The sequence below is a fragment of the Duganella sp. GW821-FHT07F09 genome, assembly GCF_059418705.1.
In genome coordinates this window covers 189,973-202,284 of the sequence record NZ_JBWKQJ010000004.1, presented here as the reverse complement: position 1 = coordinate 202,284, position 12,312 = coordinate 189,973, and the positions used below count along the sequence as shown (strand labels likewise).

Below are 12,312 nucleotides of genomic sequence, written 5' to 3'. Positions count from 1 at the left end.
GGCGGCCTAAAATTGGCGGATTTGCAACGCCCAAACGACAAATGCCGCCCGGTCGAAACCGGGCGGCATTATCAGGTTAATAAGTAACCGTTTAGAACTTGTAGCTGTACTCGGCGGTCAGCTTGACCGAGCGCGGCGCGGTGTAGCTGATCACGTTGCCGTACAGGGCGTTCTGGCCCAGGCCGGTGTTGTACGACTCGGTCTGGTTCTGGGCGGCGCGGCGGTCGAACACGTTGAAGACGTCGGCCCGCAGGACCAGTCCCTTCAGGAACGTCGGCGTGTAGGCCACGTTCAGGTCCAGGCGCGCGTCCCACGGCATGCGGCCGCGGCTGCCGCGCGGCGCCGCCTGGTTGTTGCAGAAGAAGAACTCCGAACCGTAACCGGTGGCGTCGTTGCCGGCGTCATAGTAGGACTGCGGCAGGTTGCCGATGCAGTTCTTCGGACGGCCGGACGCCACCAGCAGGTTGCCGCCGACCATGAACTGGTCGGTGAACTGATAGAAGCCGTAGGCCTTGATCTGGTGCTTGCGGTCGTTCGGCAGCAGGCCGTCCGAGTTCAGGGTCAGTTCCGGATAATCGAACACCGCCGTCGTCGACACGTCCGCCTGGCCCGAATCGGAACGGGTCTGGCCTTCGGTGTTGCCGCTGTTGCGCGACAAGGTGTAGTTGATCTTGCCGTACCAGCCGTTGCGCAGCGGGTGCTCGGCGAACAGGTCCAGCGCCGCGTAGCTGCGCTTGACCTCCGGATAGCCCAGCTCGGCCGCCGTCAGGTGCACCGGCGTCAGCTTGGAACCGTCGCCGGCGTAATCGACCAGGAAGTCGTTGTCCTTGCCCGGATTGAACAGCGCGCAATTGAACACGAAGTTGTTCTCGATGCCGTGGTCGGCCGCGTACTTGTCGAACGGGCGCTGGTCGCAGAAGTCGTCGATGGTCGATTTCAGCTTGCGGTAGGTGACCTTGGCGCCGAAGTTCAGGCTGGGCGAATAGGCGCGCTCGAAGCCGAGGATCAGCTCGTCCTGGTACAGCGAGTCCATGTTCTGGGCGGCGACGCCGCGCGGATCCTTCGACTGGCCGAACTCGTTGTTGGCCGAGTACAGCGCACCGAGCGGCCGCAGGCCGGTCGGCGCGCCGGTGGCCGCGTCGACGCCCGAATAGGTGAAGTATTCGGACGTGTTGAGCGAGGCGCCGGCCGCGCGCACGGCGACGTTGGTCGGCATTTGCAGGTGGTAGCGGCCGGCGTTGGCGAACACCTTGAGCGACGAATCGCCGAACGCGTCCCAGGTGGCGCCGAAGCGTGGCGCCAGCTGGTGGCGCATCGACACGTAAGGCTGGCCGTCGCCGTTGTAGTTGGTGAACTGCTCGTTGCGCAGGCCGGCCTTGATGATGAGCTTGGACGTCGCTTGCCAGGTGTCCTCGATGTATTGGGCGTCCTGGTCGACCGACGGCGTCGACACGCCCGACGACAGCGCGCGGCTGACATAGTAGCCCTGGCTGCCGAAGCCGCCGTTGGTGGCCGGCGCCGGGATGGCCGAGTTGATCGGCGAGTTCGGGTTGGTGGCGAAGCCATACACCCAGGTGCCGCCGCCGGCGCGGCTGTTGCCGGCCTTCGAGCTGATCTTGTTCTGGTCGGCGCCGACGCGGATGGTATGGTCGCCCACCTTGTACTGCAGGTTCAGGTTCATTACCTTCTGCTCGTCGAACGCGCCGGGGGCCAGAATGTTGCCGGTGGTCGTCTGCGGACTGTTGTAGCTGAAGCCGGGGATGCGCGCGATGGCCGGCGCCGTCACCTGGAATAGGGTCGGGTTGTAACCGACCGGATCGTACACGTGCTCGGTCAGGCTCTTGCCGACCATGGCCGTCAGTGTCACGTCGTCGGACAGGTTGCCGGTGTAGTTGAGGATCTTGATCTCGGCGCCGACCTTGGCGGCCACCGGCGTCGGGCCGTAGCTTTCATAGTGCGCGCCGCCGGTCTGGTCCGCGCCGTGCGTCTGGTTGGCGTAGTCGTAACGGTAGTACTTGCGGTCCGATTTCGGATCGTCGTTGATGTAGGTGCCTTCCAGGCGGTGGTTGTCGTTGATGTTCCAGTCGACCTTGACGAGGCCCCGGTTGATGGTGTCGCGGCGCTCTTCCCAGCCGGTGTTCAGGGCCGTGCTGTCGGCATTGGCGCGGGTATTGTCGATGTCGGTCTTGGTGCGCTCGATATTGGCGTACAAGAACAGCGTGTCCTTGATGATCGGGCCGCTGACGTAGACGTTGGCGATGGTGCTGTCGCGGGTGTTGTCCGCGTTGTACCGGTACAGCTTGCCGTCGGTCGGCAAACCGTTGTTGCCGTAATAAACGCTCTTCTCGGTCGACCGCAGCGAGTTCGGCTCGATGCTGACGCTGCCGCCCGCTTCCCAGGTGTTGGTGCCGCTCTTGGTCGAGATGTTGACCACGCCGCCGGTCGAACGGCCGAATTCGGCGCCGAAGCCGCCGGTGAGGATTTGCGCGCCGCCGATGGCGCCGAACGGCAGTTCGGAGGTGCCGACCTGGAACAGCACGTTGGTGACGGGGAAGCCGTTGATGTAGAAGGCGTTTTCCGACGCCGCCGAACCGCCGAAGCTCGGCGCGTTGCCGTCGCCGTAGCGCGAGTCGCCGCGGGTGGTATTGGGCGCCAGCTGGATGATCGAAGCCACCGACGGCGTGATCGGCAGCTTGGCCAGCTCGCTGGCGGTGAAGGAAACGCCGCTGTTGGTGTTGGAAATGTCGATGCGGCTGCGGCGGCCCGTCACCTGCACCGCCTGCACGGCGCTGGTGAAGGAAGCGTTGACGCCCTGGCCGATTTGCACCTCGACTTCATTGCTGCCGACCACGTTGCCGTCGCGCACCAACTGGACCGTGTAGCGGCCCACCGGCAGCGCCGTGAACTGGTAGCGGCCGCCCGCCTCCGGCAGCGCCGTCCGCTTCAAGCCGGTTTGCTTGTTCTCCGCCACGACCGAGGCGCCCGACGGCGATTCGACTTGGCCGAAGATGTTACCCGAAGCGTTCGACTGCGCCATCACCGGCGGCACCACCGCAACGGTCAAGGCCGCCGTGCCGAAGGCGATCGACAGCGCATTTACTAAGACTGTTTTCCTGAACATGTATTTTCCCGATTTAGAAGATTTGCCTTTTGGGCACCATTGCCCGTTGTCTCTCTGATGGAGATCTGGTTACCAATAATTACAGCCCATAAGTATTTATGGCCTGCCGGGGTGATAAAACCATGTACAGAATTACACTGTCAATGAAGCGGCTTTCATTATGCAATAAAACAACGAATTGACTAAAAAACAGGCAAAACAAAAATAATTGTATACATTATCCAAGAATATTGATTTACGATGGAGCCACATATTCCACCCAGAACAAGCATTGGTTACATTTTTAATACCGTTAAAATTTGTAATATCGATATAGAATTTTTGCGTTTGGGATTTAACCGAATTTTTACCGCTTTATGAAAACGTCGGTCAAAACCGCTTCCCATCTTGGTGCGGATTTTTGCCGCGAACGCGACCGCTGCACACATATCGCGCCCGCCCGCACCATGATCGCGCCGATTTTGTAACTGCAGGTTATAACCATAAGTAAGTCACCCGGACGCCAGCGCAGCGATTAAAATTGTCGATCACCACCGACCGGATTTCCGCATGCCCCGCTTTCACATTTCCCAGCCGCTGGCCGTCGGCCAACTCCTCACCCTGCCCGACACCGTGGCCCATCACATCCAGGTGCTGCGGCTGGCCCAGGGCGAGCTGGTCACGCTGTTCAACGGCGATGGGGGCGAATACAGCGCGACCTTGACCCACATCGAGCGCCGCAGCGCCACCGTCGAGATCAAGGCCCACCATGCGCGCGACGTCGAGTTGCCGTTCGCCATCACCCTCGCGCAGGCGTTGCCGGAGGGCACCAAGATGGACTGGATCATCGAAAAAGCCATCGAACTGGGCGTGTCGGGCTTCCAGCCGCTGGCGGCGCAGCGCTGCGTGGTGCGGCTGTCGGCCGAGCGCGCGGAGAAAAAGATGGGACACTGGCGCGGCATCATCGAATCGGCGTCCGAGCAGAGCGGCCGCAACCGCCTGGCCCAGTTGGCGCCGCTACAGGACTACAAGCAATGGATCACCCAGCAGGACATGCACCGCCGCATCATCCTGACGCCGCGCGCGCGGCAGTCGCTGCCGGACTGGGCGCGCCACCAGGGACCGCAGGCGGTCACCCTGGTGATCGGCCCCGAGGGCGGCCTGAGCGAGCAGGAGGAGGACATGGCGCTGCGCCACGGCGCGCTGCCGCTGGCGATGGGGCCGCGCATCCTGCGCACCGAGACGGCGGCGCTGGCGGCGGTCGGCGCGCTGAGCGCGATCTGGGGCGGGATGTAACGGGCCCGTCCCTACCTTTGGGTTAGTATTGTCCAAACGCCCCCGCTCGACTAATCTATGGCTTCCGTTTAACTTTCCATTGAAGGGGCCACATGAGCAAAATCGTCATCGTCTATCACTCCGGTTATGGACATACCAAACGTGTCGCCGAGTACGTCAGTGAAGGTGCCGGTGGTGAATTGCTGGCCATCGACGCCGAGGGCAACCTGCCCGACGGCGCCTGGGAGAAACTGGCCGCGGCCGACGCCATCCTCTTCGGCACGCCGACCTATATGGGCGGCCCGAGCTGGCAGTTCAAGAAATTCGCCGACGCCAGCTCCAAGGTCTGGTTCGGCAGCGGCTGGAAGGACAAGGTCTTCGGCGGCTTCACCAACAGCGCCAGCTTCAGCGGCGACAAGCAAAACACCCTGGTCTACCTGAACACGCTGGCCTCGCAGCATGGCGGCATCTGGGTCAGCCTGGGCATGCTGCCATCCAACACCAAGGCGGCCCAGCGCACCGACTTGAACAACATCGGCGGCTCGGTCGGCGCCATGGCGCAGTCGCCGTCGGACGCCGGCGTCGATGAAATCCCGCAAGGCGATCTCGACACCGCCAAGGCCTACGGCGCGCGCGTCGCCGCCATCGCCGCGCGCCTGAAGTAGCAGCGCCGCCGCCGGCCAACCCGCATGCGCCGCCGGGCCATGCGGGTTTTTTTGCGTTTTTTTTTGCGGTCGCGGCGCCGCCGGCAAGCTATAATTTTCCGTCTGGCGACCGCCAGCCTCGATCGATAAAAAAGAGAAGACACCGCCCATGGCCGAACCCGAAATCGCGATCCTGGAGGCCGCCGCCATCCAGGCCACCAAAGCCGGCAAGGAGGAGGACGCGGCCCGCCTGTGGGCGCGCCTGCTGGAGCTGGCGCCGGCCCATCCGCTGGCCTTGTCGTCGCTCGGCAAGCGCGCCTTCCGCCATGGCGACCACGCGACCGCGCGCCGGGCCTTCGAGCGGCTGGTGCGCGCAGACCAGGACGATCCGCAAAACTGGATCAACCTGGCGCTGGCGTGCCAGGCGCAAAAGGACGAGGCGGCCGAGGAGACCGCGATCCACAACGCGCTGGTGGCCGACCCGTCGCACATGGTGGCGCTGATCCTGCGTGCCAACCTGCTCGAGCGCCAGGGCGACACCCACAAGTCGGCCTCGGTGTACGGCGCGGTGGCGCAGGTGGCGCCGCCGCTGGCCCAACTCGAACCGGGCATGCGCACCGCCGTCGAACACGCCCTCCAGTATGTCGACACCTACCAGGCCGGCTTCGGCCGCTTCCTCGACAACTTCCTCGACCAGCAATACCGGCGCCACGCGGGCGAGGACCTGCGCCGCTTCCGCGAATCGATCGACATCATGGTCGGGCGCAAGCGCCGCTACGATTCGCAGTCGATGGTGTACCACTACCCCGGCCTGCTACCGCAGCCGTTCCTGCCGCGCGGCGACTTCCCCTGGCTCGACGCGATCGAAGCGGGCACCGACGCGATCCGCGACGAATTTCTGCAAGTGCTGGCGGCCGAGCAGGACTTCGTGCCCTACCTGACGTACGCGGACGACGTGCCGCACAACCAGTTCGCCGAACTGAACAACTCGCCGCGCTGGAGCGCCTACCACCTGCTGCGAGACGGCGCGCCGGTGGCCGGCAACGTGGAAAAGTGTCCGCGCACGATGGCGCTGCTGGGCGGGGCGCCGCAGCCGGACCAGCCCGGCCGCACGCCGAGCGCCATGTTCTCGCTGCTCAAACCGAAAACGCGCATTCCGGCCCACGTCGGCGTCAGCAACGCGCGCCTGGTGACGCATTTGCCGCTGATCGTGCCGCCCGGCTGCGGCTTCCGCGTGGCCAACGAGACGCGCCAGTGGGTGCCGGGCCAGGCCTGGGTGTTCGACGACACCATCGAGCACGAGGCATGGAACAACAGCGAGCAGTTGCGCGTGGTGCTGATCTTCGACATCTGGCATCCGCACCTGTCGCCGGCCGAGCGCGAGCTGATCACCGCGCTGGCGCGCGGCGTGCAGGACTTCCGCCGGCAAGAAGGCGGCTTCGGCCTCTAAGCCGGCCGGGATGAAAAAAAGGGCGGACCCGAGGGTCCGCCCTTTTTGCTTACATGGCGCCGATTAGAAGCGGGCGGTCATGTTCAGGAAGATCTTGCGGCCCAGCGCGTCGTACATCGATGGGAACGTATTACCGTTACCCACGCCGGTACCGGCCAGCGAGGTCAGCGGAGGATCCTTGTCGAACAGGTTGTTGATGCCCGCGCTCAAGGTGATCTTCTTGGTCAGCGCGTAGGTGCCGGCCAGGTCGATGTAGCTGCGTGCGCCCAGTTCGGCCTCGACCGGACGTGCGGTACCGCTCAGCAGAGGGTTGTCGCTGGTGGTTTCCAGATCGACAGCCTTGAAGTAGCGCCAAGTCACGGCCAAATCGGTCGACCATGGGGTGTTCCAGTTCAGACGCAGCTTGTGACGCCATTTCGGACGTGCCTGGCCGCACTTGCCGGCGCCGTTGTACAGGCCCGCGCAATCGAAGGAACCGTCGCCCGGCAACTCTTCCACTTCGTAGTTCTTCAGGTAGGTGCCGTTCATGACCAAGCCCATGCGGCCATAGGCGCCGACCTTCTGGTCGTAGCTGAAGCCCAGATCCAGGCCACGGGTGTGCAGGCTGCCGATGTTGGTGTTGGTGCCAACGATCGATGCCTCAGGCAACAGCCACAGGGTGCCCAGACGGTCGCGGGTGATCTGCGAGCAGTAGGTCGGATTGCCGGAGTCCAGGCACTTTTCCAGGGTCGTCGACGGGCTGACGTTGCTGATGGTGTCGTTGACCTTGATGTCGAAGTAATCCACGGTCACGGTCAGGTTACGCAACGGGGCGATGACCAGGCCGACGGTGTTGGACTTCGAGGTTTCAGGACGCAGCGCAGGGTTGCCGCCCGCCAAGTAGTTGTACTGGCCGGCCGGGCTGTCCTGGATATTGCCGTACTGGGCCGCGGTAACCCCGGTGCGGGCGCACTGCGCCAGCGTGGCGGTCGGCGTCGTGCCCGCGCATGGATCGGCGTCGTTGTCGTACAGGTTGTTACCCGCCGGCGAGAACAGCTCGATGATGTTCGGCGCGCGCACGGCTTTTTGATGCGAGGCGCGTACCGAGATCATGTCCGTCGGCTGCCACAACAGGCCCAGGCCGTAGGTGTTGGCGGTCACGCCGGTGTCGATATCGGTGTGGCGGAACGACAGATTGGTCTCGAGCTTCTTGGCGAACGAGCGGTCTTCCAGCAACGGCAGGCGCACCTCGCCGAAGATGTCTTTCACCACATAGCGGCCGCGCACCGGCGACACCGGACCACCGGCGCCGTCGAGGTCAAAGTTCTGCGAAGGACCGTCCGGGTTCAACTGGATTTCCTCGACACGGCGTTCCACGCCGAACGACACGCCCACGCCATTTTGCGAGGTCGGGACGCGCAGGCCGTACTCACCCAGGTCGGCGCCGATGGTGCCGCTCTGGATTTGCTGCTTGGTGTAGCCGAACTGCTGGCCAGGGATCTGGATGTAAGCCAGCATCTCCGGCGTGACGCCGCCCACAGTCCACGGGTTGTACGGTACGCAACCCGGATCGGTGCCGGCCACGGTGGCCGCGCAGGTGGCCACGCCGCCGACGTTGCGCACGTCAAGCGCCTTGGCGCCGCGCTCTTTCGAGAAGTAGTTGTCCGAGCTGCCGGCGAAACGCACTTTCGACGTTTGCGCGTACACATCGTAGGACCATTTACCGACTTCGCCCTTGGCGCCGAACAGCATGCGGTACGAAGTGTTGGTGAACAGGGCATTGCGGCCGCCGCCTTCAACGTTGCGGCGCTGGATGACGACGTCGGTCTCATCGCCGGGTGCGAACAGGCTCATGGCGTTGCGCATGGCCGGGGTCAGGAACGGATTGTCGTAGCGGACGTTGTAGACGTTGCCGAACAGGCCGCCAGGGGCGATCTGCGCGTCGCTCTTATCGTCGTGGAAGGCGAAGTTGCTGTACACGCGCAGCTTGTCGGTCACGTCGTAGCGTGCCGAGGCGGCCACGCCATAGCGCTCGTCGGGACGCTGCAGGTGGTTGATCGGGCCGAAGTTGTAGGCGTCCAGCGCGGTGTTGTACAGGCGTGGATCGCCCGACGCGGTGGTGGTGTAGACGGTGCCGGTCTTGGTGTTGGTGAAGCGGCCGGTGGCATTGGTGCTGGAGCCGCCGCAGGAGAAGCCGGCGGCCGACGAGGCCAGCGAGCAGGCGGTGAAGTCGCGCTCGGACTGCAGCAGGGCGTCGTCCTTCTTGTAGCTGAAGAACAGGGTGGCGTTACCCTTGCCGTCGGCGAAGTTACCACCGATCAGCAGGGAGGCGTCCTTGGAGCGGCCGTCGAAGCTCTTGTTGTCGGGCACGGCGAACTGGCTCGGATTGGTGGCGGCACGGCCGGCGACGATGTCGGCCACGCCGCGCGGGTTGTTTTGCTGGTGGTTGTAGCCACTGCCGTTCAACTCGACCTGCACGCCTTCGAAATTGTCGATCATGATGAAGTTGACCACACCGGCCACGGCGTCCGCGCCGTAGACGGCGCCGGCGCCGCCGGTCATCACTTCAACGCGCTTGATCAGCGCGGTAGGAATTTGATTCAAGTCGGCAGCCGACGTCCCTGGCGAGCCGGCCGGCATGCGGCGGCCGTCGACCAGCACCAGCGTGCGGTTGTCGCCCAGGCCGCGCAAGTTGACGGTGGCGGTACCGGTGGCGCCGTTGACGACGTTACCCGATTGCGATGCGAACACCTGCGGCAGGTTGTTGAGCAGGCTCTCCACGTTGCGCACGCCGTCGAGCTTGATGTCCTTCGCGCCAAGCACGACCATCGGGCTGACGCCGTCGGTGTTCAGGGTCGGGATGCGCGAGCCGGTCACTTCCACCTTTTGCATCGCCTCGGGCGCCGCTTCCTGCGCGCTGGCGGCATGCATACCCAGCGCGAGGCCGCTGACGAACATCACGCGGATCGAGCGAGACAGTACTGTTTCCTTGATCATTATATTCAATTCCCTTGGTGTGTTTATTAGACGTCTCACTGCATCTTTTGAACGACGAGTAAAACGACCCTTTTCTTTTATAAGCTCATCGGAGACTTTGATAAAACCACCGATTGCTGCCCTGCTCTTTCAAAACCTTTGCACTGCCGGTGACAACGTCCGGGAATGGATCATGGGCGAAATAATCCAGGACTTTGCCGCCATTCATAAAAACATAGCAGCTCGACCATTGTCAATAAACCTGACGGCCGGCCCGCCCGGCGGCGGCGGCGCCAATTCGGCGCGCACCAATTTGGGGCGCCGGTTTGGGCGGGTCGACATCGCCCCAAACCCATATCAATTCGACACTTTTTTAGTTGTCTCTTGTTGACAACAACATGCACCGTAATCGGGAGAAATGTTTCCAATGAAGCATTTTTAGTTTGTTTAACGACAATAGTATCAGCGCGGAAAAACAACAAAAAGACAACATGGCGATGCTTTCTGCTCGGAAGTAACGTTGCCTCCGGGATTTGCATCAAAACTCATTGTCGTCAAGAACGAACCGCAGAAAATAAAGGTCCGCCGCTTCATCCACAAAACAAAGAACATCGAAAACGGGGCATGGCAGATGTACCGAAATGACGATTTCGCTACCGGTTGGCACACCACACCAAGCGAACTGAGGCTTGTGCCGTATAAAACCCGGGCGCTACCCAATCTGGTGCAAGTCGTCTTTTAACAACAAACACATCAGTTGCCGGCGCACAAACCATTTCTTAAATGCAATACTGTGTGGTGGGCAATGCGGCCCGGTGCCGGCGGGGGGCGATAATTCTTGCTCGCACCGGGCTCCGGGGCGGTTATTGGCGACTTGGTGGTAAATAATAAAGGCCGAATAATTCAGGGAATAAAACATCCCGAAATAAAACCGCGAGGGAGAATAGGCCGATATTATCCCGCGCCGGCCACGCCCGGCGGCGAATTAAATGACGCCGGTGTCGGCCGGCGCGGCGGCATCCCGCGCGGCCCCCGGCGGCTGAACTTAATATTCTATAAATGCCATCGCGGCGTTTTATATTTTTCGCAAGCCCGATAGACCGCATTTCAAAAGGCGCGCCGCCGGCGGAAAGCTGCGTCCGGGCGGCAATATTGGTAAAATACGGCCTTTCACGGGCCGGCCCATGCCGGTCCGACGGCCATGGCGCCTAGACAGCGCCCTCTCAGGAATCCATCATGCTGCGTTTAAATGAAGTCAAGCTCCCGCTGAACCACACCGGGGACGACCTGCCGGCCGCCATCCTGGCGCGCCTCGACATCCCCGCCGCCGACCTGCTCGGCTTCACCGTGTTCAAACGCAGCTACGACGCGCGCAAGAAAACCGCGATCGTGCTGATCTACTCGCTCGACGTCGACGTCCGCGACGAAGCGGCGCTGCTCAAGCGCCTCAAGCACGACGCCCACCTGATGCCCTCGCCGGACACCTCGTATAAATACGTCGCCGCCGGCGAGCAGTTGGCCGGCCACGACAAGAACCCGCGCCCGGTGGTCATCGGCACCGGGCCGTGCGGCCTGTTCGCCGCGTTGATCCTGGCCCAGATGGGCTTGCGGCCCATCATCCTCGAACGCGGCAAGCAGGTGCGCGAGCGCACCGTCGATACCTTCGGCTTCTGGCGCAAGCGCGAACTGAACCCCGAGTCCAACGTGCAGTTCGGCGAAGGCGGCGCCGGCACCTTCTCGGACGGCAAGCTCTACAGCCAGATCAAGGACCCGAAGCACTACGGCCGCAAGGTGCTCACCGAGTTCGTCAAGGCCGGCGCGCCGGAGGAGATCATCTACGTCAGCAAGCCCCACATCGGCACCTTCCGCCTGGTCAAGATGGTCGAGCAGATGCGCGCCAACATCGAGGCCATGGGCGGCGAATACCGCTTCGGCAACAAGGTGGTCGACATCGAGATCGAGCAGCTGGGCGACCAGGGCGGCCAGGTGCGCGGCCTGACCCTCGAGAGCGGCGAGAAGATCGTCACCAACCACGTGGTGCTGGCGATCGGCCACAGCGCGCGCGACACCTTCGAGATGTTGTACGAGCGCGGCGTCTACATCGAGGCCAAACCGTTCTCGATCGGCTTCCGGGTCGAGCACCCGCAGTCGCTGATCGACACCTGCCGCTTCGGCCCCAACGCCGGCCATCCGATCCTGGGCGCGGCCGACTACAAGCTGGTGCACCACGCCTCCAACGGCCGCGCCGTCTACAGCTTCTGCATGTGCCCGGGCGGCACCGTGGTGGCGGCCGCGTCCGAACCGGGCCGCGTGGTCACCAACGGCATGAGCCAGTATTCGCGCAACGAGCGCAACGCCAACAGCGCCATCGTGGTGAGCATCTCGCCGGAGGTCGATTATCCGGGCCACCCGCTGGCCGGCATCGAATTCCAGCGCCGGCTGGAGGAAAAAGCGTTTGAATTGGGCGGCGGCACCTACAACGCACCGGGCCAGTTGATGGGCGACTTCGTCGCCGGCCGCGCCTCGACCGAGTTCGGCGCGGTGGTGCCGTCGTACAAGCCGGGCGTGCACCTGACCGACCTGGCGCAAATCCTGCCGGAATTCGCCGTCACCGCGCTGCGCGAAGCCTTCCCGGCGTTCGACAAGCAGGTGCGCGGCTACTTCAAGCACGACGCCGTGCTGACCGGACTGGAAACGCGCACCTCGTCGCCGATCCGCATCAAGCGCCGCGACGACACCTTGCAAAGCCTGAACACGCGCGGCCTGTTCCCGGCCGGCGAAGGCGCCGGTTATGCCGGCGGCATCCTCTCGGCCGGCGTCGACGGCATCAAGGTGGCGGAGGCTGTGGCCTTGTCGATGGCCGCCGATAACGGCAAGTCTTAGGAAAG

7 protein-coding genes are annotated in these 12,312 nt (G+C 63.3%); 5 read left to right on the top strand and 2 right to left on the bottom strand.

All coding sequences use genetic code 11. The features are described from left to right. Positions 1 to 91 precede the first annotated feature (91 nt). On the bottom strand, positions 92 to 3,121 hold the full coding sequence (locus AC07P1_RS12465; protein WP_494696109.1) for a TonB-dependent receptor: 3,030 nt from the start codon (positions 3,119 to 3,121) through the stop codon (positions 92 to 94). 549 nt (positions 3,122 to 3,670) lie between these two features. Here AC07P1_RS12465 and AC07P1_RS12460 point away from each other — a divergent pair. From AC07P1_RS12460 to AC07P1_RS12450, 3 genes are all read left to right on the top strand, one after another. Continuing rightward, positions 3,671 to 4,396 (top strand): 16S rRNA (uracil(1498)-N(3))-methyltransferase, encoded by a 726-nt coding sequence (locus AC07P1_RS12460; protein ID WP_494696108.1) that lies wholly within the window; start codon positions 3,671 to 3,673, stop codon positions 4,394 to 4,396. A 92-nt stretch (positions 4,397 to 4,488) separates the two neighbouring features. Then, positions 4,489 to 5,040 (top strand): flavodoxin family protein, encoded by a 552-nt coding sequence (locus AC07P1_RS12455; RefSeq protein WP_494696107.1) that lies wholly within the window; start codon positions 4,489 to 4,491, stop codon positions 5,038 to 5,040. A 148-nt stretch (positions 5,041 to 5,188) separates the two neighbouring features. Then, a complete protein-coding gene (locus AC07P1_RS12450; protein WP_494696106.1) occupies positions 5,189 to 6,469 on the top strand; it encodes an aspartyl/asparaginyl beta-hydroxylase domain-containing protein in 1,281 nt (426 codons plus the stop codon). Positions 6,470 to 6,532: 63 nt separating this feature from the next. On the opposite strand, the gene AC07P1_RS12445 is transcribed toward AC07P1_RS12450, so the two are convergent. Further along, a complete protein-coding gene (locus AC07P1_RS12445) occupies positions 6,533 to 9,445 on the bottom strand; it encodes a TonB-dependent receptor plug domain-containing protein (RefSeq protein WP_494696105.1) in 2,913 nt (970 codons plus the stop codon). 97 nt (positions 9,446 to 9,542) lie between these two features. On the opposite strand from AC07P1_RS12445, the gene AC07P1_RS12440 reads away from it, so the two are divergent. Both AC07P1_RS12440 and AC07P1_RS12435 read left to right on the top strand, forming a co-directional pair. Beyond that, on the top strand, positions 9,543 to 9,815 hold the full coding sequence (locus tag AC07P1_RS12440) for a hypothetical protein (RefSeq protein WP_494696104.1): 273 nt from the start codon (positions 9,543 to 9,545) through the stop codon (positions 9,813 to 9,815). 845 nt (positions 9,816 to 10,660) lie between these two features. Next, on the top strand, positions 10,661 to 12,307 hold the full coding sequence (locus AC07P1_RS12435; RefSeq protein ID WP_494696103.1) for an NAD(P)/FAD-dependent oxidoreductase: 1,647 nt from the start codon (positions 10,661 to 10,663) through the stop codon (positions 12,305 to 12,307). The last annotated feature ends 5 nt before the right edge of the window (positions 12,308 to 12,312 follow it).

Excerpts from the sequence above, each read along its gene's own strand:
- AC07P1_RS12445 (WP_494696105.1), bottom strand. The coding sequence starts at position 9,445 with ATGATCAAGGAAACAGTACTGTCTCGCTCGATCCGCGTGATGTTCGTC.
- AC07P1_RS12465 (WP_494696109.1), bottom strand. The coding sequence starts at position 3,121 with ATGTTCAGGAAAACAGTCTTAGTAAATGCGCTGTCGATCGCCTTCGGC.
- AC07P1_RS12450 (WP_494696106.1), top strand. The coding sequence starts at position 5,189 with ATGGCCGAACCCGAAATCGCGATCCTGGAGGCCGCCGCCATCCAGGCC.
- AC07P1_RS12455 (WP_494696107.1), top strand. The coding sequence starts at position 4,489 with ATGAGCAAAATCGTCATCGTCTATCACTCCGGTTATGGACATACCAAA.
- AC07P1_RS12435 (WP_494696103.1), top strand. The coding sequence starts at position 10,661 with ATGCTGCGTTTAAATGAAGTCAAGCTCCCGCTGAACCACACCGGGGAC.
- AC07P1_RS12460 (WP_494696108.1), top strand. The coding sequence starts at position 3,671 with ATGCCCCGCTTTCACATTTCCCAGCCGCTGGCCGTCGGCCAACTCCTC.